Origin of the sequence: Plantibacter sp. T3 (assembly GCF_902506515.1) — a bacterium.
GTDB classification, from domain to species: Bacteria; Actinomycetota; Actinomycetes; order Actinomycetales; family Microbacteriaceae; genus Plantibacter; species Plantibacter auratus.
Genome location: NZ_LR733286.1, coordinates 731,499 through 755,789, shown reverse-complemented (window position 1 = coordinate 755,789; position 24,291 = coordinate 731,499). Strand labels below are relative to the sequence as shown.

Below are 24,291 nucleotides of genomic sequence, written 5' to 3'. Positions count from 1 at the left end.
CTATCAGCGTACGCGTCCCGGCTGCAAGCCACCAGCACTCTCCCCACGACCCCCAGGAATCGCAGGAATCGTCATGCCACTCGGTCTCATCGCCCTCGCCCTCGGCGGCTTCGGCATCGGCCTCACGGAGTTCGTCATCATGGGGCTGTTGCCCGAGGTGGCGGCCGACTTCGGCGTCTCGGAGGCCGCAGCCGGCTGGCTCATCTCCGGCTACGCCCTGGCCGTCGTCGTCGGGGCGCTCGCCCTCACCGCGGCGGTCACCCGACTGCCGAAGAAGCCCGTCCTGCTGGCACTGATGGTGCTCTTCATCGTCGGCAACCTCGTCTCCGCACTCGCCGGCGACTACCAGATCATGCTCGCCGGCCGCATCCTCGCCGCCCTCAGCCACGGAGCGTTCTTCGGTATCGGCTCGGTCCTGGCGGCGGCGATGGTCCCCGCCCACAAACAGGCCGGCGCGATCGCGATCATGTTCACCGGCCTCACCGCGGCGAACGTGCTCGGCGTCCCGTTCGGCACGCTGCTCGGCCAGCACTTCGGCTGGCGCTCGACCTTCTGGGCCATCACGGTGATCGGGGTCGTCGCCTTCATCGGCATCCTGACACTCGTGCCGAAGCCGAAGCGCGACGAAGCCCCGGCATCGCTCCTCGCCGAGCTGCGCGCGTTCCGTTCCGGCCAGGTCTGGCTCTCGATCGCTGTGACGGTCCTCGGCTACGGCGGCATGTTCGGCGCGTTCACCTACATCGCGTACACACTCACGGAGGTCAGCGGCTTCGCCTCGACCACGGTGCCGTGGCTGCTCATCCTCTTCGGCGTCGGACTCCTGGTCGGCAACATCGTGGGCGGCAAGGCGGCAGACCGGAACATCGACCGGACGCTCATCGTCGTCATCGCGGTGCTGACCGTGATCCTGGTCGCCTTCGCCGCGACCGCTCAGTCGCCCGTCGCCACGGTGATCGCCCTCGTCCTCATGGGCGGCTTCGGATTCGCGACCGTGCCGGGCCTGCAGATGCGGGTGATGCGGTACGCGTCGGCTGCTCCCACGCTCGCCTCGGGAGCGAACATCGCCGCGTTCAACCTCGGCAACGCGCTCGGCGCCTGGCTCGGCGGTGTGACCATCACCGCGGGACTCGGCTACACCTCGCCGATCTGGGCCGGTGCGGCCATCACCCTGCTCGGCCTGATCGTCATCATCGGTGCGGCCACCGCCGCGAAGCGCTCGCGCCGTGGTCCACAACTCCTGCAGGATGAGCCCACCGACGCCGCCCGCCAGGAGGTCCCGCGCCCCGTGTGAGCCGCGCGCGACTCCAGCGGGAGTTGTGGACGAATCGCATCGACACCGCAGCCACCCAGAGACGGTGGCATCGCTCGAGGGACGCCCGATTACACTGGCGTCAGGAGGACGACGCTATGACTTTGGACACTGCACAGGACCGACGGCAGCGGGCGATCGAAGACGCTCGCCGATCCTCAGAGCTCGAGGGATCACAGAGCACCCCCGCGACGCGGGCTGACCAGGATGCCTACGTCCGAGGCGAGATCGACATCGCGCAGCTCGGCCAACGGGTGCGTTCGCGCTACGGTCTCGATTGACCATCGAGCGTCCCTGGGAGCTGGGGGATGCAGCATCTCGTTGGCTCGGTTACTTATGGGGGCCTGACTCAGGGGTCCTCCGAAACACGCTGGGGATCGTCGACGCGGAACAGCTCCAAGCCGCCGAGGACGACCTCGTCGAGTATCGCCTCGCCGAACTCCGCGCCGATCCGACGCTCGTGAAACGGACCTACGACCTCAGCCACGTGCAAGCACTGCATCGCCAGCTCTTCCAAGACGTCTACGAATGGGCCGGTGAACTTCGCACCGTCGGACTTGCGCGAGATGGTGGCGAGTCCTTCATGCCTCCGGCGGAGATCGGCCGCCCCGTAGCCCACGCGGCTCAACGGATAGCGGATTCGGACCTCCTCCGCGGAGTCACCGACGATCACCTCGCCGCCGAAGTCGCCTATCTCTACGACTACATGAACTTCGCGCATCCGTTTCGTGAAGGGAACGGCCGAACGCAACGCGAGTTCTTCGCGCAGCTGCTCGCTGAGTCGGGGCGCGGTCTCGAGTGGGGTCGGGTCGAGCGCGAGGACTTGCACGCGGCCTGTCATGCGGCGAGAAACAATGGCGACGACTCGAAGCTCGTTGCGATCTTCACGCGGATTCTCACCTGCGAACCGATCTCCTGAGCCGACGGGCAGCGGGAGCGGGAGCGCCACACCGTCGACTACCGTGGGCGGATGAGCCGAACCCCTCGCCCCAGTGACACCATGATCGCGGTCGCCGAGCACTGGGCGGCCGAGCGACCGGCGATGCAGCCCGGCAGCCCGACCATCACGATGCTCGGAGCGGGCACGGCGAACGAGGTCGCAGCGGTCGAACTCGACGGCGGCGAGCGCGTCATCGTGAAGCTCTCCCCCGCGGACGCGGCCGGCCTCACCTACGAGCGGTCCCTCATGGCGACCGAGGCGCTCGCCCTCCGCATCCTCGGCCGTGCGGAGGTGCCGCAGCCGGAGATCGTCTTCGAGGCGACGCTCGACGGACGCGACGCCCTCGTGATGACCGAGCTCACCGGCCGACCGGCGAACAGCACCGAGACCGTCCCCCTCGCCCGCGACGTCCTCGGCCGCACGCTCGCCCGTCTGCACGAGGCGGGTCGCACGCCGTTCCACGTGGAACCAGACGACGTCGACATCCCGGCGGAGGCCGCGTCCACCGATCCGGCGACCGGCCTCGCCGAGGAGAACCGATTCGGCTACCCCTTCCGCCCGGAGCTTCAGGCGGCCAGTGCCGCGAACGCCTACCGGCTCGTCATGGAGGCCGTCCTCGCCGATGCCCTGCGGTTCGAGGTCGACCTCCCGGTCGCGGCGGACGAGATCCGACACCTGATCGACACCGCGCTGCCGGCCTTCGACAGCGTGACGGAGCCGACGCTCGTCCACTTCGACCTCTGGGAGGGCAACCTCCTCGTCATGCCCGAACACGGGGCGGAGGCCGCCCAACTGACCGGCGTCATCGACCATGAGCGCGGGCACTGGGCCGACCCCACCGCCGACCTCGTCTCCCTGGCGCTCTTCACTGACGTGCCGGAGACGGTCGCCGCCGACTCGGAACTCCTCCGCGCCTACCGCGAGACGTCCGGCCGCGAGCTCCTGCCCGATGAGGACGCCCGGACCCGCGCGCGCCTGTGGTCGCTGTACCTCGCGCTCGTCATGGTGGTCGAAGGTGTCCCGCGTGGCTACGAGGGCGGCTGGTTCGACGAACACGACGCGTCGGTGCGCACGTGGATCGGTGACATCGCGGCCTTGCTCGCCTGAGCCGCGCGACTCTCCGGTCCCTGAGCTGACCTCCTCCGGTCCCTGAGCTGACCTCCTCCGGTCCCTGAGCTTGTCGAAGGGCGGTCGGGGCACTTCGACAAGCTCAGTGACCGGGGTGGGGGCTCAGTGACCGGGGTCGGGCTCGGTGAAAGGGCAAGCTCAGTGACCGGGAGTCGTGCGCAGCGGCAGTTGCGCGCGGCCGGACCGGCGCGGCTAGACTGGTCGGCTCGCCAGGCGGTGGGCGGCCCGGCGCGAACCAGCGCGGGCCCGTTCGGGAGCGATCGGCTCCCTGGGGAGTGCGCACCATGGGCTACATCGACGTCAGCGACCTCAGCTACACGCTGAGCGACGGACGGACCCTGCTGGACGAGGTCTCGTTCCGCGTCGGCGAAGGGGCGATCGCCGCGCTCATCGGAGCGAACGGCGCCGGCAAGACGACGCTGCTGCGGATCATCCGCGGCGAGCTCCAGCCCGACTCCGGGGTCGTCTCCATCGACGGCGGCCTCGGCGTGATGGACCAGTTCGTCGGTCGCGGTGACGATGACCGGACGGTCCGTGACCTCCTCGTCCAGGTCGCGCCTCCGCGGGTCCGTGCCGCGGCAGAGGCGGTCGACCGCGCCGAGCTCGCCCTCATGGAGGACGACGTCGAGGCGACCCAGATGGCCTACGCGACGACGCTCGCCGAGTACGCCGACGCCGGCGGGTACGACCAGGAGGTGCTCTGGGACAGCTGCTGCGAGGCGGCACTCGGGGTGCCCTACGACCGCGCGCAGTGGCGGACGCTCGGCACGCTGTCCGGCGGCGAGCAGAAGCGGCTCGTCCTGGAGGCCCTGTTCCGCGGCCCTGAGCAGGTCCTCCTCCTCGACGAGCCCGACAACTCCCTCGACGTCCCGACGAAGCGCTGGCTCGAGGGGATGCTCGCCGAAACCCGCAAGACGGTCCTCCTCGTCTCGCACGACCGCGAGCTCCTGGCACAGGCGGCGACCCGCATCATCACGCTCGAGGTCGGCGCGGCCGGCAGTACGACGTGGACCCATGGCGCGAGCTTCCGCAGCTACCACGAGGCCCGCGACGCCCGACTCGACCGACTCGACGAACTCCGCCGGCGCTGGGACGAGGACCGCGTGAAGCTGCGCGCACTCGTGCTGCGTCTGCGCGAGCAGGCCAAGTTCAACGACTCCATGGCCTCCCGCTACCGCGCCGCGCAGACCCGACTCGCCAAGTTCGAGGACGCCGGTCCACCTGAGGAGCGACCGAAGGACCAGCAGGTCACGATGCGCCTCCGCGGCGCACGCACGGGCCGCCGCGCGATCGTCTGCACGGGGCTGGAACTGACCGGCCTCATGCAGCCGTTCGACGCGGAGATCTGGTTCGGCGAGCGCATCGGCGTCCTCGGTTCGAACGGATCGGGCAAGTCGCACTTCCTCCGGCTGCTCGCCGGCGGTGGGACGGATCCCGATCCGGGCGCCGGACACCTCGCCGCAGCGGGCGACGCGCTCGTCCCGGTCGAGCACGACGGCGACGCCAAGCTCGGCGCGCGCGTGCAGCCGGGGTGGTTCGCACAGTCGCACCGGCACCCCGAACTCGTCGGCCGGACCCTGCTGGACATCCTGCACCGCGGCGACGAGCACCGGTCGGGGCTCCCCCGCGAGGCCGCCAGCCGCGTGCTCGACCGCTACGGTCTGGCGGGCGCGGCCGAGCAGCCGTTCGCATCCCTCTCGGGCGGACAGCAGGCGCGCCTGCAGATCCTCCTACTCGAACTCTCCGGTGCCACGCTGCTCCTGCTCGACGAGCCGACCGACAACCTCGACCTCGTCTCGGCGGAGGCGCTCGAGCAGGGTCTGGCGGGTTTCGAGGGCACCGTGATCGCGGTCACCCACGACCGCTGGTTCGCGCGCGGCTTCGACCGCTTCCTCGTCTTCGGCTCCGACGGCCGGGTGCAGGCCTCCGACGAGCCCGTCTGGGAGGAGACCCGCGTCGACCGCGCGCGATAGCGGGTGTCGCCGCAGTGTCACCGTCCAGGAGGACGACTGAGGCGACGCCCCCCTGCACGTGTGGCGACCTTGGTCAACCCACCGTGATCCACAGGCGCGTTCCATACGCTTGCAGCAACAACCCGATCCCGGAGGTGATGGTCATGCAGTACAGCATCGCCATCGGCCGCGTTTCGTACGACATCGAGTCGGGTGTCGACATCTCGGCACTGATGAGCGAGATCGAGTCCGCCGTCCAAGCCGGTGGTCGCTTCGTCCACGTCCCGCTCTCCGCAGATCGCAACCTGGACGTCCTGGTCAGCCCGGGCCTGCAGGTGACCGTGGAATCCTTCGCGAACCGGGCGCTGGAGATCGTTCCCGCCATCGAGACGGAGAAGCTGTCGGGTCTCGACGAGTACGACGAGTTCGGCGACTTCTGAGCCGAACGGCCGGCGGCTAGGAGCCGAGCGTCGTGCTCGGATACTCGCCGAAGCGGTTGGTGTACGAGGCGGAGAACCGCCCGAGGTGCGCGAACCCCCACCGGCTGGCGACCTCCGCGACCGTGGCCAGCCCGGGGTCGGCCTTCTGCAGTTCCTCTTGCACCCGGTCGAGTCTGACCCGTCGCAGGTAGTCGATCGCGGTGATGTCGTGCTCCCGACGGAACGCGCTCTGGAGGCTGCGCTGGCTCATCCCGACGGCTGCGGCCACATCCTCAGTACGGATCGGGAGGTGCGCGTTGGCGATCATGAATTCGATGGCCGCGCGGGTCTTCCCGGCGTCCGGCAGGCCGATCTCCACCGGCGCGTGCAGGGCCGTATGCGGGAACGTCTCGAGGAGCGCGATCGCCGCCGACCGGTTCGCCTCGGCGCGGAGGACGGCAGGACTGGTGTCGTCGTAGATGACCCTGGCGACGGTCGTCACCGAGGCGGCCCAGCGACGGAGCTGTTCACCCGTCGGGCGGGCCGTCGTGTCGAAGAGGATCGGCCCGCTCGTCCCCTCCACTTCGGCCGCCACGCGCTCCAGGAACCCGCCGTCGAAGTGCATGAGGTTCTGCCGGTAGTCGGTGAAGTCGAACTCGGCGAGTCGGTCGTTCGCGAACATCGCCGGCTGCCCGTGCACGAGCTGCATCGGTGCGCCGGCGAGGTCGGTGGCCCCACTGCCCGCCGTCAGCCACGAGACGATGTACTCACCCTCGGTGAGCACCGTTCCGGTGACGCGTCCGGTGAACTGGGTGGCGCGCAGGGTCAGCTCGTCGTCGCCGATCGCGGTGTACCGGAAGGTGAACGCCGATTCGGTGGGTTCGATGATCATCGAGCCGGCGTTGTACGCGCCGGCGAACAGATCGCGAGCCTCATCGACGTCGCGGCCTGCGACCTCGGACCGCTCCGCGGGTCCCGTCTCTTCGCTCATCGCTCATAGAATCTCACGGCGAAGCCCGGCTGTCATCCCGAAGCGGGTCGTTTCCGGCCCGAGCAGACCACTCGATGTCAGGCGGTCCCTTGCAGGAAGCCGTGTTCCGCACCCAGGACCTCGGTGAGCGCGGACGACGCCATGCGGGCGAACCGCGGGAGGACCGTGGTCTCGTGGACGGCGGTCGGGCGCTCGGACCAGACGGTCACCACGATGAGGCCGCCTTCGGTACGGAGCGACCAGGCGACGATGTGATTCGCCGGAACCCGGACGGTGTCGCCGTCGACGTCGAGGCTGAGGGACGTCCGACTGAGGGACAGCCCGCCCTCCGCGTCCAAGCTGGCGTGCGAGGTCTGGAACACGATGTCCGTGCGGTCGATCAGGCGACGTGAGGCTCGCGCGTCGTCCAGGTCGAGGAAGTCGGGCGCGCTCTGGAGACCGGTGGTCACGGTGGCACCCCCAACTGGTGTTTCAGAGACGTCCGACGGCCGGAGCGCGTCGAGACGATGGTCGGTCAGTTGTCGCCGACCGTTCGGATCTACGCTGCGGACTCGACGCGCTTCGCGGCGCCGGCTGCCGGCTCGGGGACGACGCGCATGCCCTTGGCACTGTTGGCCTGCTCGAGGAGCGCGGCCAACCACTCACGGTTGAGCTCGGGGGCACGGCTGCCGTAGAACGAGAACTGGAGGGGGATCATCGGGTTCAGCCAGAGCGACTGACGTCCGGTCCCACGGCCGGGAACGGCTTCGAGGTGGAAGGCGAAGCTCTCGTTGCGGCGGAACTTCGTGAAGATGACCGTCTGCAGGTGAGCGAGCAGTCGGTCTTCGATCTCGTGCGGGGTCGGAGGGGTTCCGTAGAGGAGGTTTCCCATGAGGCGCGCCATCCGTTCTGTTTCGGTTCCGGGCTGGTTCCCGGCGCCGTTGACAACGCTAGATGTTCTAGCGATCTCCCGCTCTGACCTATCCGAAATGCGTCGGGTATCGCTCGGAACCGGTTCGGCGTTCAGGCTGCACTCAGCTGCCGAAGGCCCAGGCCTCGCGGTCACCGCGCAGTCGGGCGGCGAGCGCCGTCGCCTGTTCGTCGGTCAGCGAAGCGACGTAGTCGAGGATGCCGCGCGCCCGACCGAGGCGCCCCAGGGCGCGTGGGTCGCTCTGCGGGCGGCCACTGTCGGACTCGGGGTCTGCCGGGAGCCAGTCGGGGTTGTCCGCCCGGAGTCGGAAGTAGCCGTCGGTGGCGAGTTCGACGAAGTCGAGGAGCTTCTGCGGGGCGCGCGGGCCGTCACGGGGGTCGTCGAGCCAGCTGTCCAGTTCGGTGACGAGCACGTCGAGCACCCGCGACTGGCCGCGCTGGTAGGTGGCGAAGTCCGGCCGGTCGATGACGAACCGGGTGTGGACGAACTTCAGCACCGTGACGTCGTGCCACGCCTCGGGGAGGAGCGACACGTGGCCGGAGCGCACGTTCGGCTCCTCGACGACGAGGACGGAGCGCTGGAGGCGACCGATCCAAGACGACACGAACGATTCGATGGCGCGTTCGGTTCGGCTGGAACCGTCGAAGGGCACGGCGAGGAGTCCTTCGACGAGCTCGGTCGCGACCCGCTGGACCGACGCCCGGAAGTGCTCGTCGCTGGCGATCCACGGGTCGCGTGAGACGATCCGCCGGCGCAACAGCTCGAGCGAGTGGCCGGGTGCGCGGTTCCAGAGTTCGTCGGCGTCGAGCGCGGCGAGGGTGTGCTGGTCGCGGAGGAAGGTGCGGAACTCGACCGCGACCGCCGCCTGCTGCAGGACGCCGGCCCGATAGAAGTCGTCGAGGTCGTGCAGGGAGTAGGCGATGTCGTCGGCGACATCCATCACGGAGCACTCGACGGTCTGCTGCCAGGGCGCGATCGCGGTGAACGCGCTGCGGGCGTCGAGCATGTCGTCGAGATCGAGGGTGTACGCGGAGAACTTCGGCGGCGCGGTCTCCCAGCGGCTGGCGGTTGACCCGCGAGGCATGCGGGTGGGGTCTGCCGGGTCGAGGTCGGGGCGGTGGATGGTGCGGCCCCAGGGGTACTTGAGCACGGCGGCGCGGGAAGCGGCCGTGAGATTGAGGCCCTCCTTCACCGTTTCGCACACATCGAGCGCGGAGAGGATGCGGAACGACTGCGCGTTGCCCTCGAAGCCCTCCGCGAGGCCGAGCCGCTCACGTGCCAGGCGGTCGAGGACCTGTTCGCCGAGGTGGCCGAACGGTGGGTGACCGAGGTCGTGGGCGGAGGCGGCGGCCTGAACCACGACCGGGTCGCACCCGCCGAGCCGCTCGACGATGGCGTTCTGCTCGGGATCCGTCGTGGTGAGCTGCATCGCGATGGCACGGGCGACCGCGGTCACCTTGATCGAGTGCGTGAGCCGGTTGTGGACGACCTGACCGACGCCGGAGGGCGAGACGACCTGCGTCACCGCGGACAACCGCGCGAAGTACGGGGAGAACCGGATGCGCTCGAGGTCGACCCGGTACTCGGGGTACTCCTCGCCGGTCGCGAACCGGTCCACCGGCTCGGGGATGAGGCGCCGTCGCCGCTGGTCGTCGTCCATCCCCTCACTGTATTGCGCTCGCGGTGGGAGACTGCAGGGATGCATCCGATCGACCGTCTCCGAGCCGAGGTCGCCGCGCACGAGTCGAACGAGTGGGCCCACGAGCTCGGCTGGAAACCGCTCTTCGTCGCCTCCCCGGAGGCCCGCGTGCTCATCATCAGTCAGGCGCCTGGTCGTCTGGCGCAGGAGTCGGGCATCCCCTGGAACGACCCGAGTGGTGTCCTCCTCCGCTCCTGGATGGGCGTGACACCTGAGGAGTTCTACGACCCGGCGAACGTCGCGATCGTCCCGATGGACTTCTACTTCCCGGGCAAGGGGGCGAGCGGCGACCTGCCGCCTCGCCGGGACTTCGCACCGCGCTGGCATCCGCCCCTGCTCGAGCAGCTGACCGAGGTGCGCCTGACGATCCTCATCGGCGCCTACGCCCAGCGCGCCTACCTCGGACCGCGGGCCGGTCGCACCCTGACGGAGAACGTCCGGGCCGCAGAGACCCACCTCCCGCTCTTCCCGATCGTGCACCCGTCGCCGCTCGCCCGCGGCTGGCGCAGTAAGAACCCCTGGTTCCAGGAGGAGACGGTGCCGCTGCTGGCTGCACAGGTGCGGGCGGCGCTCACGGCGTGACGAATAGGCTGATGAGGACGACGGGACCCTGGCGTCTGATCGATCGATGAAGGACACACGGTGACCGACGAACCGAACACGGATGGTGGCCTGCGCCAATCGGTCCAACCGCCGGCGCATCCGGATCCGGGTGCCGAGTCCGCGGAGCTGGAGGGTCCGGTCAGCGGGCGAGCGGCCGGGATCGGCATCACGCTCCTCCTGTTCGCGCTGCTGATCGTGAGCTGGTTCGTCCAACTCTCGTTCGCCCTGCAGGGCGAGTTCGGGCCGCCCGAGGACCGGCTGAGCGGCGGCGGCATGCTCGGTGGCTTCATCCTCGGCGCCGTGATCGCGATCGCTCCGCCGATCGTCACGCTCATTCTGCAGGCGAGGGTCCACAAGCGAACCCCTCGTCACTCGATCATCGCCGTCATCGGCGCCGCCGTCGTGCTCATCATCGCCGTACCGATCAACGCCATCGTCATCGGCCTCCAAGCGGTGAGCGTCATCAGCGGGAACTAGGAGCCCTCCTCCGCCGACGCTCCGAGCTCGTGCGCGAGGCCGCATCCGGCGGTGGCTCCATGGCGTGTATCCCGGCGGCGAAGCACCGCACTGAGAGGATTGACGCTGTGCGGTGCGTCTTGATTGCTGATCATGAGATTCCCGAGCGCCCGCCGTTGATGGTGAGGCCCGGAGACGTCGTTCAGGTCGGGGACCGGGACACAGAGTGGCCCGCGTTCGTGTTCGTGACGGCATCACACGGAACGGGTTGGGTGCCCGCCCGCCATCTCGACGTCGACGGGTCGGTGGGTGTCGTCCGCGCCGGATACGACACCACCGAGCTGCCCGCGGTCACCGGCGACACCGTCGACGTCGTCGAGGATGATCCGGAAAGCGGCTGGTCCTGGTGTCGGAACGCCGACGGTCGCGAGGGGTGGATTCCCCACCGCGTGCTCACGGTTGAGTGATCGAGATGCTTGACTCTGACACCGTGTGAGGAGGGAGAACTGAGACATGTTGTCCATCGGAGCGTTCGCGCAGATCGGCCAGGTGACCCATCGGATGCTCCGGCATTGGGACACCGCAGGTCTGCTCGTGCCTGCCCATGTGGACGAGTCCAGCGGCTACCGCTCGTATGATCCGTCGCAGTTGCAACGACTGCATCGGATCGTGGCGCTTCGCCATCTCGGCTTCGGTCTCGAGGACGTCGCCCTGATCCTCGACCAAGGGGTGGATGCCACACGCATCGCCCGGTTGTTGCAGGCGCGTCGAGCCGAGGTCGAACGCGAGCATCGCGTCGCGGCCGCACGACTCGTCGATGTGGAACGGCGGCTCCACCTCATCGAAAGAGAGCATCACATGTCAGAGATCGAGATCATCGAGAAGCCCCTGCCCGCCGTTCGGCTGGCCGCCCGCCGTGGCGTCGTCCCCTCCCAGCCGGACATCGCGGACTTCGTCGGACCCTCGTTCGACGCGGTCGCGTCCATCATCGGAGACGAGAGCGGTTCGCTGACCACGCCGATCGCGCAGTACAGCGCGAGCGAGGACGGCACCGAAGTCGTCGTCGGCTACGCCTACAACGGCGCGCCCCGCGAAGGCTTCGAGGTCGTCGAGCTGCCGGCAGAGCTCCTGGCGATCTGCGGCATCCATCTCGGGTCGATGGACCGGATCGCTGAGAGCTGGCAGTCGATCCACGCCGAGATCATCGCCCGGGGCTTCGTGCCGGCGGGGCCGTGCCGCGAGCTCTACGTTCGGGCGGTGTCGGAGGATCAGTCCGACTGGGTCACGGAACTGCAGCAGCCGATCGCTGCCGCCTCGGTGCTGCGCGACAGCACGACATAGGGCGCTCGTCCAGCGCGGTCGGTGACCGTCTGACGCGGCTCGAACCCGACGGCTCGCCAGAACCGGACGCCGCGCTCGTTCCCGACCTCCGGGTCGACGGTGAGTCGAGCGATGTTCCGTTCCCTTGCGCGGGCCACCATGGCATCGACCACCCGTCGACCGGTCCCCTGACCTCGCGCCGAGGGCGACAAGATGAGGTCGATCCCAGCGCAGTCAGCCCCGTCCACGTGCAGCTGGACGAGCCCGACCGCCTGCTCCTCGACGAGGACGAGATAGCACTCGACGTCGGGCAGTCGCGCCCCTAGGTACTTGGCGCGGATGAGTTCGTCGGAAAGCCGTCCCGCCCCATCCGTGGAAGGAAGGGTCATCGAACAGGCGACGAAGCGTGATGAAGTCATCCGTGGACGCGAGTTTCAGCCTCATCGAAGCCATCATGCCCGGGGGCCAGTGAGCGTCCATCCCCGCGGGCCGCCCTTACAGACCGGCGATTTCAGCCGATCGCACGACGAAGTACACGAGGATGGCGACGAATGCCACGACGAGGACGACGGCGGTCCAGAACATCACGATGCGAAGCCGTCGTATCTGTGGAGATTCGCCGGGTCGATTCCAGGGTGCGCGAGCCATGGAGCAACCATAACGGGGGGTCGGCGAACACGTCATCGCGCTCGCTCCCGCCGACTCCCCACGCTGAGGAAGCAGCCGCTCAGGTCCTGCGGTCTCGAGTGGCATCGGGGACGGCAGACGCCGACGCGACGGCACGAACCACCACGGCGAGTGTCGAGGAGGCCTGGGCGGTTGAGAGCGACCCGGACATGACACTTCGGGCGAGGGCGTCCCCGGCACCGACGACAGCTGCCAACGATGCACTCACGAGGGGTCCGGTCCAAGGCTCCAGCGCCTCGCGACAGATCTCGAGATACGCCTGCTCCGCGTCCGACCGCAGGGTACTCAAGGTCGTCGAACCCTGGAGAGCGGCCACGACGGCCGCAAGCTCCAACCCCTCAGCGACCCAACACTCGATGTAGGCCTCGGCGACCAGGTCGGCTACAGCATCGAGGTCCCGCGGGGCGCTCTCGAGGGCCCGGAGCAGGACGTCTCGCTGGTGGGACTCGAAGGCTCGGTAGGCCTCGGAGAACAGCCCCGACAGATCGCCGAAGTGGTCGTAGGCCACGGGCTTCGTCACGCCGGCGTGCGCGGCCACACGCGCCAGGGTGACATCCGCGAGGTCCTGCGTGCGGATGAGGTCGCGGAACGCATCGAGCAACTGCGAGTGGCGCGCATCCCACGAGAGGCGACGTTTCGGCGTCGACCTCAGGCTGTCGTCCGCGGTGGTTTCCATCCCCCGATCCTATCTACTTTCAGTAAGTTACTATCGGTAGGTAATGGATCGAGAGGAACACCCATGACGTCGCAAGACACCATCGCCACCGACGAGAGCGTGAACGAGGACACCTCAGCCGCATCCGCCGTGCGCGTCTTCATCTTCGGGATCACGGGCAGGGTCGGTCGCATGCTGGCGACCAGGCTCCGCGCCAGAGGCGTCAACGTCTCAGGTCTCACGAGGTCGCTGCCGGACCCCGCCCTCCAAGCCGACGGAGTGACGACCGTCACAGGCGCGCTCGGGGTCGCCACCACGGAGGAGATCACGGCGATGATCTCGGACTGGGACGTCGTCGTCTTCACCGCGGGCTCGAACGCCGGAGCCCAGAGCACGACGGACGCCATCGACGACGCGGCCCTCCGGCGCGTGTCGGACTCGGTCGCTGCGACGCCGGAGAAGCGCCTCATCCTGCTCTCCGTGATGCCGGAGGCCTGGCGCGAGCGGCAGCTGAGCGACGACGAGGAGCACTACTTCGCCGTCAAGAAACGCGCAGAGGTCGCCCTCACCCGTCAGCCGATCGACTGGGTCATCCTCCGCCCGTCCCTGCTGACCGACGACCCGGGCCGGGGGACGGTCGCCCTCGGGCCCGCCGAGCTCCACGACGAGATCACACGCGAAGACGTGGCCGCGGTCCTCGAGGCACTCGTCCTCGAGCCGACCGTCAACCGGCGGATCCTCGAAATGAATACCGGGCCGACCGCCATCACCGAGGCGGTCGGCCGCATCGCACGTTCCTACCAGGCATAGGCCTCCGGGGCCTGGCCACCGGGACCGGGGAAGAGCTCGTCGAGGGCGGTGAGGTCGTCGGCGCTCAGCTCGATGTCGACTGCTGCGACGGCGGACTCCAGCTGCTCGATCGTCCGCGGTCCGATGATCGGGCCGGTCACGCCGGGCTGGTGCAGGAGCCACGCGAGACCGAGCGACGCCGAGGTCCAGCCACGCTCGGCCGCGAAGCGGTCGTAGGCGTCGAGTTGCTCCTGCTGCTTGGCACGGGCCTCGGTGATGCGGGACTCGCCCGACCGCGCGCGCTTGTCGGAGGAGCCGCCGCTCAGCAGCCCACCCGACAACGGCGACCAGGGCAGGATGCCGAGCCCGTAGTGCTGCGCGGCGGGGATGACCTCGAGTTCGATCGAGCGCTGCGCGAGGTTGTAGAGCGACTGCTCGCTGACGAGGCCGAGGAAGTGCCGTTGTGATGCGACCTCGTTCGCCTGCGCGATGTTCCACGCCGCGAAGTTCGAGCTGCCCGTGTAGACGACCTCGCCGCGCGCGACGAGCACCTCCATCGCCTGCCACAGCTCCTGCCAGGAGATGTGCCGGTCGATGTGGTGGAACTGGTACAGGTCGATCCGGTCCGTCTGCAGGCGCTCGAGCGACGCGATCGCCTCACGACGGACTTGCCAGGCCGACGCGCCACGCGCGTTCACGACGTCCGAGCCGTCGTCGTTCGGGGCGACCATGGGCGAGTGGACCTTCGTCGCCAGGACGATGTCGTCACGGACGCCGGGACGGGCTGCGAACCACCGGCCGATGATCTCCTCCGTCGCCCCACGACCGGCGCTGCCGCCGTAGGCGTTGGCGGTGTCGAAGAAGTTGACGCCGAGGTCGAACGCCCGGTCCATGATCGCGAACGAGTCCTCCTCGCTGGTCCGGTCGCCGAAGTTCATCGTGCCGAGCACGATCCGGGAGACCGCAGTCCCCGTGCGGCCGAGGTGCGTGTACTTCATCGTTGAGCCCTTCTCATCGTCGAACCGGGCCGCGATCCCGCGGCGCGTCGAGTGTGTCACGGAAGCCGCCCCCGGCACCCCCGGCTCGACAGGGCGGCCTCGACCGGCTACAGCCCGAGGCGATACCGTGGCCTGATGCTCAGCCTCACCGACGTCTGGCCGCTCTTCGGCCTGGAGATCCGCACGCCGAGACTCGTCCTGCGCCTCGTGCGCGACGAGGACCTCCCCGGATTGATCGAAGCCGCCCTCGCCGGCATCCACGATCCCGCCGTCATGCCGTTCTCCACGCCGTGGACCGACCAGCCGCGCGAACAACTCATCCGCGAGACCGCGCGGCACCTCTGGACCCAGCGTGCAGGCGCGACCCCGTCGTCCTGGACGCTCAATCTCGCGATCCTCCTGGACGGGGCGCCGATCGGCTTGCAGGACATCGGCGCCCGCGACTTCGCCGTCACCCGGACGGTCGGGAGCGGTTCATGGTTGACGCAGGCACAGCAGGGCAAGGGGCTCGGCATCGAGATGCGGGCGGGCATGCTCCAGTTCGCCTTCGACCACCTCGACGCCCAGGTCGCGGTGTCGGACGCGGCCGTCTGGAACGGCGCATCGCTGGGCGTCTCGCGTCGACTCGGCTATCGGGACAACGGCCTGCAACGCTTCATCGGGCGGCCAGGTGAGCTCGTCGAGTCGCAGGGCCTCCGACTGCACCGCGATGAGTTCGTGCGACCCGACTGGACCGCCGAGGTCACCGGCCTCGATGCGGCGCGGTCGGCGCTCCTCGGCGAGCCGTCAGCAGACTGAGGGTGCCAGTGTCCGCGTCATCGTGACGGGATGGCCGACGGCTCCAGCGGCAGGACGAGGGTCGCAACGGTCGCACCGGGGGTGCTGGCCGTAGCGGGAGAACTCCGCAGGGTCACGGAACCGCCGTGCGCGTCGGCGATCGCCCGCGCCGCCGGCAGGCCGAGCCCTACGCCCTGCACCGCCTGGTCCCGGGCGTAGTCGGCCCGGTAGAACTTGTCGAAGGCCTGACGGAGTTCGTCGGCGCTCATCCCGACGCCCGTGTCGCTGACGGTCACCTCGACGTGCCCGGCACCCGGCTCGACGACCACGTCGACCGTCCCATCGCCCGGCGTGAACTTCACGGCGTTGGCGACGAGCTCGGTGACCGCGCGGTGGACCTGCTCGGGGTCCGCAGAGACGACCGCCGCCGCATCGGCGTGCAGTCGGACGACCGGACCGGAGACTCCCGCGGTCGCCGTCTCGATCGCACGCGCGGCGACGTCCGTGAGGTCGATACGGCTCGGCTCGATCTGGACCGTGGAGTCCGACGCGGCCAGCAGCTCCTGCACGCGCTGCTCGAGCGCGACCGCGTTGCGCTGGACCACCCGCAGGGCCGGAAGGAGTCCGGGGGCGTCGACCTCGGCGTCGTCCATGATCAGTTCGAGGTAACCGTGGATGGAGGTGAGCGGTGTCCGCAGCTCGTGCGACACCGTCGTGAGGAACGCCTCACGGACGTTGATCGCGTTCGCGAGTTCGGTGACGTCGTGCGCCACGATGACCGTCCCCAGGTGCGTGTCGCCGTTCCGGACCACCCGGGTGGAACTCGCCAGGATCGCCCGCTGCTGCCCGGCCTCCCCCACCCACTCCAGGTGGTTCGACAGCAGCTCGCCGCGGAGCGCTCTCGGGATGATCTGCTCGTCGAACGGGATGGGCGTCCGCCGGTCGGCCTGGAGGACGTGCGGACCGGCGTAGGGCGGGGTGTCGAGTCGGAACCCGACGGCGCTGACCATGTCGACGGCGTGCGCGTTGGCCAGACGCAGGGTGCCGTCGGCGGTGTAGAACGCGACGCCGGCGTCGACCGTCTCGAGGATCGACTCGGCGAGCGCCTCAGCATCGAGGGCCCTCGCGAGCGAGACTTCGAGCTCCGCAGCCTGCTCCCGGATCGCCCGCTGGCCCCGTCGCAACTGACGGGCGCCGATGTTGACCGCGACCGCGATGCCGATCGTGAGCAACGGCAGCAGGGCCACGTTCAGCCAGTCCACGGCGGTGGTCGGCGTGCGCGCACGGAGCAGGTAGGGGGCACTGCTGATGAACAGGGTCCCCACGACGGCCAGGATGATCATCCGAGGGGTGAAGCCGAACGCCAGCCAGAGGACGGGGAAGATGCAGAGCAGGCTCGCCCCCGGGGCCACGCTGATGAGCTCCATGCGGACGCAGGCGACGGCCAGCAGGTCGAGGACGGCGATCGCGGCCATGGCGGACGTCGGCCAGCGCTCCCACGGGAGGACCGCGGCGAGGACGGTGCTGACCACCGCGATCGCCGTGCCCCCGAGCACGGCGAGGGTGAAGAACCGCTCCGGCAGGACGACCGCCACGAGGATCGCGACGATGGCGAAGGCGATCGCGAACGGCAGCTGGGCGCGGGAGAAGACCCGGAGGCGGCCGTGTCGCGAGGCTTCGGGTTCCAACAGCGGCACGATCGCCCACTCTCTCCAGCGCTGGCCGAGGGGTCGTCGGCCTGATTCCACGTCGATCAGCTGATCGATCGTCAATCTAGCCGATCAGCGCGCGATCGTCCGTCGGCGAGCTGCTTGAGAGCGCAGCAAGCGGCGATTCGCGTTAATAGGACGATCGAGCGGCGGAGATCAAGCCCTCGCGAGCCGTGGATCGGCGTTCGGCGCAGGCTCCGGTGCGGACGGCCGGCGGTCCAGATGGATCCCGGCGATCATGCATCGGACGGAACCCCCGGCGAGTTCGATCGTCGGGACGTCCAGCGGCAGGATCCGGCAGCTGCGCTCGATGACCGCCAACTGGTCCGACCGCAGGCTCTGGACGGCGCGACTCGAGATCGCGAGGAGGCGTTCCCCCGTCGCCGACCGCAACTCGATCGCGTTGCCGGCGAAGTCGCAGACCTGCTCGTAACTGAGGTCCACGATGTCGCGTCCATGCGCGGTCAGGCGCTCCACCACCTGCTCGCGGCGCACCGGTGAGGCGATGAGGTCGAGGCCGACGAGGGCGAACTCGGTCGCCACGCCCATCATGACGTTCGTGTGGTAGATCGGGACCCCGTGCGGGTCGACCGCGTCGAAGACGAGCGGCTCGTAACCGAAGTTGGTGCAGAACCGCTCGAGGGCGATCGGGTCGGCGCGGTGGGATCGTGCGACGAACGCCACCCGGGCCGCGTGGTCGAGCACCATCGCACCGGTGCCCTCGAGGAACACGTCGTCGAGCTCCAGCCCCGAGTAGTCGATGACGTCCTGCACGCGGTACTCGCGCTTCAGCATCTCGACGATGTCCCACCGGCGCTCGCGTCGGCGGTTCACCGCGTACATCGGATAGACCGCCAGGTGCCCGCCCGCATGGGTGGACAGCCAGTTGTTGGGGAAGACGCTGTCGGGGCGGTCCGGGTCCTCGTCGTCGAACAGGTGGACGCGGACGCCCGCCGCATCGAGTGCCTGCGCCACGGCGGTGACCTCGTCGAACGCCGCGTGAGCGACCCCGGCCATGGACGCCGCCGGGACGCCGTCCGCGACCTGGAAGACGTTGTCGGCTGCGGTCAGCGGGTTCGGCGTGAACCGGTGCGGCCGGATGAGCACCACGGCCGACGGCGCCTGGACGGACATGTCGGACTCAGCCGACGGGAGAGAGCGCACCGACGAGTCCGAAGAGGTCCTTCGGGTCGTCGGGGGCGGCGACGAGGTCGATCTCCTCGAAGTACTCGCTGCCGTCGACGGAGTCGCGGAGGAAGCGCAGCGCGGTGAAGTCCTCGATCGCGAAACCGACGGAGTCGAAGAGCGTGATCTGCTCCCGCGAGCTGCGGCCGGGGACGGCGCCCGTGAGGACCTGCCAGAACTCGATCACCGGGAAGTCGGGAGCCATCTGCTGGATCTCACCCTCGATGCGGGTCTGCGGCGGGAATTCGACGAAGACCTCGGCGCGATCGAGGATCGACGCCTCGAGCTCCGTCTTGCCGGGGCAGTCGCCACCGATGGCGTTGAGGTGCATGCCGGGCTCGACCAGGTCGTCCGTGAGCACGGTCGCGAGCGCCTTGTCGGCCGTGCAGGTCGTGACGACGTCCGCGCCCGCCACGGCGTCGGCGGCACTCGTCCCGATGACGACCTCGAATCCGAGCGGCTCCAGGTTGCGCGCGAACTTGTCCATCGCGAGCGGGTCGACGTCCCAGATCCGGACGGTGTTGATCCCGAGGGCGGCCCGCATGCCGAGGGCCTGGAACTCAGCCTGGCTGCCGGCTCCGATGAGGGCATGGACGCTCGAGTCGGGACGGGCGAGGTGCTTGGCGACCATGCCCGAGGTCGCGGCGGTCCGGAGGGCCGTGAGGAGCGTCATCTCAGCGAGGAAGGTGGGGTAGCCGTTGTGCACGTCGGCGAGGACACCGAAGGCCGTGACCGTCTGGTAGCCGCGTGCCGGGTTGGAGGGGTGGCCGTTCACGTACTTGAAGGCGTAGGTCTCGTGGTCGCTCGTCGGCATGAGCTCGATGACGCCGAAGGGCGTGTGACTCGCGACGCGCGGGCTCTTGTCGAACGACGGCCAGCGGCGGAAGTCGGCCTCGAGGTAGTCGATCATGCCGGCGATGATGCGCTCGGGACCTCGGTCGGCCGTCCAACGGATCATGTTGCGGACATCGACGAAACGCGTCATGACGTTCCCTCCAGACGGGTCGGGGTGTGAGAGCCACCGTGCGCGGATCGCACCCGGTGCTTCGAGCCTAGATTTCGACGATCTGCACTTTCCATTCCAGAGATGCGCGATTTGTGCACAGGTTATGCACAATGTGAGTAAGTCGGTTGTACATTGTGAGCATGGCAGCGCTCGACGATCTCGACCGAAGGCTGCTGGCTGCGCTCCGAGCCGACGGCCGGGCATCGGTCGCGAGCCTCGCGCGGTCGCTCGACGTCACCCGGGCCACGGTCACCAGCCGCCTGGAGCGCCTGGTCTCCTCGGGCACCGTCGTCGGGTTCTCGGTCCGGGTGCGCGACGAACTGGACCCGGGGACCATTCGCGCGATCGCCTTCATCGAGGTCGAGGGCCGCTCCACGGACCACGTCATCCGCCAACTGCGCGGCTTCCCCGAGATCAGCGCACTCCACACCACCAACGGCGGGTGGGACCTGGTCGCGGAACTCCGCACCGAGACCCTCACCGACTTCGACCGCGTGCTCGGCGGCATCCGGCGCATCGAGGGCGTCGTCAACAGCGAGACGAGCCTCCTGCTGAGTTCCGTCCTCCGCTGACGACCCGGTCGCGGCGCTTCAGCCCCGGCACCTGAGCTGAAACCCGGTCCCTGAGCTGAAACCCGGTCCCTGAGCTTGTCGAAGGGCACACGGCCTGACCCCGCCCTTCGACAAGCTCAGGGACCGAAGTGGTGGAGATCAGGGACCGTACGGGGAGTTCCGGGCCGGTCGGGTGAGACCGGCCGACGCTAGAGGCGCGGGTCGATCGGCTCGGACTCCATCGCGAGGACGCCGAAGACGGCCTGGTGCACCCGCCAGGTCGGTTCACCGGCGACGAACCGTTCGACCGCCTCGGCGCCGAGCGCGTACTCACGCAGCGCCATCGACCGCTTGTGGCCGATGTCCCGATCGCGCAGGCGCTCGAGGTTGTGCGGCTCCGTGTAGTCGGGACCGTAGATGATGCGCAGGTACTCACGGCCCCGCACCTTGATGCCGGGCTGCGCGAGCGACTTCTCACCGCGGACGAGACCGGCCACAGGCTTCACGACCATGCCCTCGCCACCCGCACCGGTCAGCTCCTCCCACCACGCGGTCGCGGCATTCTCGGAGGCCGACGAGGTGAGGTCGACCTCGACCGAGCGGGTCCGACGGATGAGCTCCGGGTCGGCGTCCGCGAGGCGGTCCGCGACCGAGAGGTGCCAGGCGTGGTCGCGGCCCAGGTGACTCGTCCCGGTCGAGGCGAGGAGCTGGAACGGAGCGATCTGCACGCCATCCAGACCGGTCGAGGGCGCGGTGTACGGGCGGTAGGCCGCGACGTAGGCGTCAGCAGCCTCGGCCCGTCGACGCGTCCGCTCGAGGAGGTCCGAGACGTCGACACCCGTCGCCGCCGCCTGCTCCAGCACGTGCACGGCCGCCGGGAGTGCAGCGGTCGCGGCAGCTCCGACCGAGGCGTACTGTTCGCGGATCAAGCTCTCCGCTTTCACCGACCACGGCAGCAGCTCGCTGTCGAAGAGCAACCAGGAGGCGTCGAGCTCCTCCCAGAGACCGGCTCGCTCCACGGCGGCGTCGAGCCGGGTCAGGAGCGTCTGCGTCGTCTCCTCGTCGAAGAAGGGCCGACCGGTGCGGGTGTGGACGGTGCCACGCCACCCCGTGGGAGCACCGAAGGGTGCCGGATCCCGCGTGAGCAGCACGACGGCACGCGAGCCCATGTGCTTCTCCTCGCAGACCACCCGATCGAGGCCCTCCCGGCGATACGCCTCGAACGCCTCAGCGGGGTGCTCCAGGAGGTCCTTCCGCTGCGAGGTGCTCGGCGGACTCATCGTCGGCGGCAGGTAGACCAGACGCCGCGGGTCGATCGCGAACCGGCTCATGACCTCGAGTGCACCGGCCGCCGCATCTTCGCGGATGCCGACCCGGCCCGAGACACGGGTCTTGACGACCTGCTTGCCGAGGACGTCGTCGATGCGCAGCAGCCCGGGATCCCGCTGCTCACCGGCGGGACCGGTCGGGCGGCCGAGCGGCACGACGGGTTCGTACCAGACCTGCTCGGCCGGGACGTCGACGACCTCGCGCTCCGGCCACCGCAGGGCACTCAGCTTGCCGCCGAAGACGCAGCCGGTGTCGAGACACATCGTGTTGTTGACCCACTCGGCGTCGAGGGTCGGCACGTGACCGTAGAGGACGGTCGCCTTGCCGCGGTAGTCCTCCGCCCACGGCAGCCGCACGGGCAGGCCGTACTCGTCGGTCTCCCCCGTGGTGTCGCCGTACAGCGCGAACGACCGCACCCGCCCGGAGGCGCGTCCGTGATACTGCTCGATCAGTCCGGCGTGCGCGACGACGAGCTTCCCGTCGTCGAGGACGAGGTGCGCGACGAGCTCGCGACAGAACCGCTCGACCTCTGCTCGGAACTCCTCCGGCTCCTCGGCCAGTTGGGTGAGCGACTCGGCGAGCCCATGGCTGGTCTGCACCCGCTTGCCCTGCAGCGCGCGGACGAGCTTCGACTCGTGGTTGCCGGGCACCGCCAAGGCATGCCCCGCGCCCACCATCCCCATCGCCAGTCGCAGCACGCCAGGGGTGTCCGGCCCGCGGTCGACGAGGTCGCCGAGGAAGATCGCCCGGCGACCCTCGGGGTGCGCTGCGTCGATCGGTCGACCCTCCATGTCGCGCTCGATCACGTACCCGAGCTTCGTGAGCAGCGTCTCGAGCTCGCTCCGGCACCCGTGCACGTCGCCGATCGCGTCGAAGGGACCGCGCTCCTCCCGGCGGTCGTTGAGCAGCGGCTCGCGCACGAACGACGCCTGCGCGATCGCCTCCACCCCGGAGAGGACGTGGACCTTCCGGAAGCCCTCCTTGCTGAGGTGCCGCATCGACCGGCGCAGTTGGTCCTGCTGCCGGGTGATGACGGCCGCGCCGAACGAGCGGTCCTCGCGGGCCTCGTTGCGCTCGATGCAGACGCGCTCCGGGACGTCGAGCACCACGGCGACCGGGAGGACGTCGTGGTTGCGTGCCAGGTCGATGAGCGACTTGCGCGAGGCCGGCTGAACGTTGGTCGCGTCGATGACCGTGAGGAGCCCGGCGTCCAGGCGGCGAGCTGCGACATCGCGGAGCGCGGCGAAGGCGTCGGCGCTGGCGGCCTGGTTGTTCTCGTCGTTGGAGACGAGCCCGCGGAAGAAGTCGCTCGACAGGGTCTCGAACCGGCCGAAGTGCGTGGCGGCGAAGGTCGACTTGCCGGACCCGCTCACCCCGATGAGGACCACGAGCGACAGTTCGGGGATCGGCAGGGCGGCGGGGGTCTGCTCGAGGTCGCTCATGAGATGGCCTTCCGGAAGATGGCGAGCTGCGTCGGCGAGCCGAGCTGCGGGTCGACGTCGCCGACCGTGCGGTGCTCGACGCCGTAGCCGTACCGCTCGGCCGCGGTGGTGCACCAGGTCGCGAACTCTTGACGGTCCCACTCGAACCGGTGGTCGGGGTGTCTGAACCCGCCCGCCGGCAGCGAGGGGTACAACGCGTTGTATTCGCGGTTCGGCGTCGTGACGATCACGGCTTCGGGAGCCGCAGCACCGAAGATCGAGGCCTCGAGTGCATCGAGGCGCTCGGCGTCGATGTGCTCGACGACCTCCATGAGCACGATCGCATCGAGTCCGCGCAGCCGGGTGTCCGCGTAGGTCGCCGAGGACTGCAGCAGCTGGACACGCTCTCGGACGCGATCGCTCGCGTCGCGGAGCCCGAGCCGCTGCGACGCGGATGCGAGCGCGCGTGCGGAGACGTCGGTACCGATCACCGAGGTGACGAGAGGATCCGCCAGCAATCGTGTGAGGAGGGCGCCCTCGCCGCACCCGACGTCGGCGACCGACCGTGCCCGCACGTCGGCGAGCGCCTGCAGGACCGCCTCGGCGCGCAGGCCGGCGAGTGCCGGGGCACGCTTCGTCCGAGACGCGGTGGCCGCGTCGTCCCCGCCGGCACCGTCGGTCCGCACCTCCGGGTCCAGCTGCGACTGCGCATCGGTGACCATCCGCGACTGGTGCGCGAGATACCGCTTGGTGATCAGGTCCCGGTCGGGGTGGTCGGCCAGCCACCCCTCGCCGGCGCGCAGGAGTTTGCCGACCTCGTCGTCGGAGACCCAGTAGTGCTTGGCGTCGTCGAGGACGGGCAGCAGGACGTAGAGCTGGCGGAGGGCGTCCGCGAGGCGGAGGTGCCCGGTCAGTTCGAGGTCGACGTATCGCGAGTCGCCCCACGCGGGGACCGTCGGGTCGAGCGGGATCGCCCGTTCGACGACGGTCCAGCCGAGCGGACCGAAGAGTCGGGTCGCCAGCTGCTCCAGGCCTCGCGACGGCACCGCCGCGACCGTGATCGTCAGTGGGAGCGCTGCCGCGGCGAGCTCCGGGTGGGAGTCGCTGCGGCCGGTCATGGCGCTGCGGAACACCTGCCCGATCGCGACGGCGACCATCGACGACGACGCGTACGGTCGGTCGTTCACGTACTGCGAGAGCGACGCGCTGTCACCGCCGCCGAAGCGCTTCTGACGGACGAGCGCGATCGCGTCGACCTCGAGCAGCAGGGCGATGGTGCATCGCTCGTCGGTCGCCTCCGGGTAGAACACGTGGGCGCGCCCGACGCTGAGGTCGAAGCTCTGCGCCCGCGCGGGATGCTTGCGGACGAGGTGCCCCAGGTCGGCGGCCGAGGGCGCGGTCGAGGTGATGGTGACGAGCACAGGTCCATCCGTCCGGTCGGCGGCGAGGTTCCTGAA

Annotated in this window: 25 protein-coding genes; 13 read left to right on the top strand and 12 right to left on the bottom strand. The window is 69.4% G+C overall.

Features of this window, described 5'->3' with window-relative positions:
• The first annotated feature begins 73 nt into the window (after positions 1-73).
• The 6 genes from GV015_RS03710 to GV015_RS03685 all read left to right on the top strand — a co-directional run bounded on the left by GV015_RS03710 (position 74) and on the right by GV015_RS03685 (position 5,769).
• A complete protein-coding gene (locus GV015_RS03710; RefSeq protein ID WP_159876656.1) occupies positions 74-1,291 on the top strand; it encodes an MFS transporter in 1,218 nt (405 codons plus the stop codon).
• Between the two features lie 116 nt (positions 1,292-1,407).
• Positions 1,408-1,590 (top strand): hypothetical protein, encoded by a 183-nt coding sequence (locus GV015_RS03705; protein ID WP_159876653.1) that lies wholly within the window; start codon positions 1,408-1,410, stop codon positions 1,588-1,590.
• The gene (locus GV015_RS03700; RefSeq protein ID WP_201299342.1) at positions 1,587-2,228 is read left to right on the top strand and encodes a Fic family protein; all 642 of its coding nucleotides are present in this window, start codon (positions 1,587-1,589) and stop codon (positions 2,226-2,228) included. Before GV015_RS03705 ends, GV015_RS03700 begins: the two co-directional genes overlap by 4 nt.
• A gap of 51 nt (positions 2,229-2,279) precedes the next feature.
• The gene (locus GV015_RS03695) at positions 2,280-3,356 is read left to right on the top strand and encodes a phosphotransferase family protein (protein ID WP_159876650.1); all 1,077 of its coding nucleotides are present in this window, start codon (positions 2,280-2,282) and stop codon (positions 3,354-3,356) included.
• Between the two features lie 305 nt (positions 3,357-3,661).
• The gene (locus GV015_RS03690) at positions 3,662-5,350 is read left to right on the top strand and encodes an ABC-F family ATP-binding cassette domain-containing protein (protein WP_159876648.1); all 1,689 of its coding nucleotides are present in this window, start codon (positions 3,662-3,664) and stop codon (positions 5,348-5,350) included.
• Between the two features lie 143 nt (positions 5,351-5,493).
• A complete protein-coding gene (locus GV015_RS03685; RefSeq protein WP_124767897.1) occupies positions 5,494-5,769 on the top strand; it encodes a hypothetical protein in 276 nt (91 codons plus the stop codon).
• Between the two features lie 16 nt (positions 5,770-5,785).
• Here GV015_RS03685 and GV015_RS03680 read toward each other — a convergent pair whose 3' ends face one another.
• The 4 genes from GV015_RS03680 to GV015_RS03665 all read right to left on the bottom strand — a co-directional run bounded on the left by GV015_RS03680 (position 5,786) and on the right by GV015_RS03665 (position 9,309).
• On the bottom strand, positions 5,786-6,739 hold the full coding sequence (locus tag GV015_RS03680) for a helix-turn-helix transcriptional regulator (protein WP_159876645.1): 954 nt from the start codon (positions 6,737-6,739) through the stop codon (positions 5,786-5,788).
• A gap of 77 nt (positions 6,740-6,816) precedes the next feature.
• Positions 6,817-7,188, bottom strand: a complete 372-nt coding sequence (locus GV015_RS03675; RefSeq protein ID WP_159876643.1) for a hypothetical protein — start codon at positions 7,186-7,188, stop codon at positions 6,817-6,819.
• Positions 7,189-7,277: 89 nt separating this feature from the next.
• Complete coding sequence (locus GV015_RS03670; protein WP_079706140.1) at positions 7,278-7,610, bottom strand: hypothetical protein; 333 nt, start codon at positions 7,608-7,610, stop codon at positions 7,278-7,280.
• A 142-nt stretch (positions 7,611-7,752) separates the two neighbouring features.
• Positions 7,753-9,309 carry a deoxyguanosinetriphosphate triphosphohydrolase family protein gene (locus GV015_RS03665; protein ID WP_124767894.1) on the bottom strand — a complete coding sequence of 519 codons (1,557 nt, stop codon included), beginning with the start codon at positions 9,307-9,309 and terminating at the stop codon, positions 7,753-7,755.
• A gap of 39 nt (positions 9,310-9,348) precedes the next feature.
• Between GV015_RS03665 and GV015_RS03660 the strand changes: the two genes are divergently transcribed.
• The 4 genes from GV015_RS03660 to GV015_RS03645 are packed head-to-tail and all read left to right on the top strand — an operon-like array spanning position 9,349 to position 11,748.
• On the top strand, positions 9,349-9,930 hold the full coding sequence (locus GV015_RS03660; protein ID WP_159876640.1) for a uracil-DNA glycosylase family protein: 582 nt from the start codon (positions 9,349-9,351) through the stop codon (positions 9,928-9,930).
• 60 nt (positions 9,931-9,990) lie between these two features.
• Positions 9,991-10,428 (top strand): hypothetical protein, encoded by a 438-nt coding sequence (locus GV015_RS03655; protein WP_159876637.1) that lies wholly within the window; start codon positions 9,991-9,993, stop codon positions 10,426-10,428.
• Positions 10,429-10,457: 29 nt separating this feature from the next.
• Entirely contained in the window at positions 10,458-10,874 is a 417-nt protein-coding gene (locus tag GV015_RS03650; RefSeq protein ID WP_236555318.1) for an SH3 domain-containing protein, read from the top strand.
• 46 nt (positions 10,875-10,920) lie between these two features.
• Positions 10,921-11,748 carry a MerR family transcriptional regulator gene (locus GV015_RS03645; RefSeq protein WP_159876635.1) on the top strand — a complete coding sequence of 276 codons (828 nt, stop codon included), beginning with the start codon at positions 10,921-10,923 and terminating at the stop codon, positions 11,746-11,748.
• Here GV015_RS03645 and GV015_RS03640 read toward each other — a convergent pair.
• Complete coding sequence (locus tag GV015_RS03640; RefSeq protein ID WP_159876632.1) at positions 11,676-12,146, bottom strand: GNAT family N-acetyltransferase; 471 nt, start codon at positions 12,144-12,146, stop codon at positions 11,676-11,678. The genes GV015_RS03645 and GV015_RS03640 overlap by 73 nt on opposite strands.
• Positions 12,147-12,454: 308 nt before the next feature.
• Positions 12,455-13,090: a TetR/AcrR family transcriptional regulator gene (locus GV015_RS03635; protein ID WP_159876630.1), complete on the bottom strand. Its 636-nt coding sequence runs from the start codon at positions 13,088-13,090 to the stop codon at positions 12,455-12,457.
• Between the two features lie 63 nt (positions 13,091-13,153).
• On the opposite strand from GV015_RS03635, the gene GV015_RS03630 reads away from it, so the two are divergent.
• Entirely contained in the window at positions 13,154-13,879 is a 726-nt protein-coding gene (locus GV015_RS03630; RefSeq protein WP_201299341.1) for an NAD(P)H-binding protein, read from the top strand.
• Here the strand turns inward: GV015_RS03630 and GV015_RS03625 are convergent.
• The gene (locus GV015_RS03625) at positions 13,867-14,856 is read right to left on the bottom strand and encodes an aldo/keto reductase (protein ID WP_159876627.1); all 990 of its coding nucleotides are present in this window, start codon (positions 14,854-14,856) and stop codon (positions 13,867-13,869) included. The genes GV015_RS03630 and GV015_RS03625 overlap by 13 nt on opposite strands.
• A 135-nt stretch (positions 14,857-14,991) precedes the next feature.
• Between GV015_RS03625 and GV015_RS03620 the strand changes: the two genes are divergently transcribed.
• Positions 14,992-15,654: a GNAT family N-acetyltransferase gene (locus GV015_RS03620; RefSeq protein ID WP_159876624.1), complete on the top strand. Its 663-nt coding sequence runs from the start codon at positions 14,992-14,994 to the stop codon at positions 15,652-15,654.
• Positions 15,655-15,671: 17 nt separating this feature from the next.
• On the opposite strand, the gene GV015_RS03615 is transcribed toward GV015_RS03620, so the two are convergent.
• From GV015_RS03615 to GV015_RS03605, 3 genes are all read right to left on the bottom strand, one after another.
• Positions 15,672-17,330 carry a cell wall metabolism sensor histidine kinase WalK gene (locus GV015_RS03615; RefSeq protein ID WP_159876621.1) on the bottom strand — a complete coding sequence of 553 codons (1,659 nt, stop codon included), beginning with the start codon at positions 17,328-17,330 and terminating at the stop codon, positions 15,672-15,674.
• Between the two features lie 168 nt (positions 17,331-17,498).
• On the bottom strand, positions 17,499-18,476 hold the full coding sequence (ctlX, locus tag GV015_RS03610) for a citrulline utilization hydrolase CtlX (RefSeq protein ID WP_159876619.1): 978 nt from the start codon (positions 18,474-18,476) through the stop codon (positions 17,499-17,501).
• A 7-nt stretch (positions 18,477-18,483) separates the two neighbouring features.
• Positions 18,484-19,512 (bottom strand): ornithine cyclodeaminase, encoded by a 1,029-nt coding sequence (locus GV015_RS03605; protein ID WP_159876615.1) that lies wholly within the window; start codon positions 19,510-19,512, stop codon positions 18,484-18,486.
• 161 nt (positions 19,513-19,673) lie between these two features.
• On the opposite strand from GV015_RS03605, the gene GV015_RS03600 reads away from it, so the two are divergent.
• A complete protein-coding gene (locus tag GV015_RS03600) occupies positions 19,674-20,105 on the top strand; it encodes an Lrp/AsnC family transcriptional regulator (RefSeq protein ID WP_079704383.1) in 432 nt (143 codons plus the stop codon).
• Between the two features lie 188 nt (positions 20,106-20,293).
• Here GV015_RS03600 and GV015_RS03595 read toward each other — a convergent pair whose 3' ends face one another.
• Together GV015_RS03595 and GV015_RS03590 are read right to left on the bottom strand one after the other, a co-directional pair.
• The gene (locus tag GV015_RS03595) at positions 20,294-22,855 is read right to left on the bottom strand and encodes a polynucleotide kinase-phosphatase (protein WP_159876613.1); all 2,562 of its coding nucleotides are present in this window, start codon (positions 22,853-22,855) and stop codon (positions 20,294-20,296) included.
• A complete protein-coding gene (locus GV015_RS03590; RefSeq protein ID WP_159876610.1) occupies positions 22,852-24,255 on the bottom strand; it encodes a 3' terminal RNA ribose 2'-O-methyltransferase Hen1 in 1,404 nt (467 codons plus the stop codon). Before GV015_RS03590 ends, GV015_RS03595 begins: the two co-directional genes overlap by 4 nt.
• Positions 24,256-24,291 lie beyond the last annotated feature (36 nt).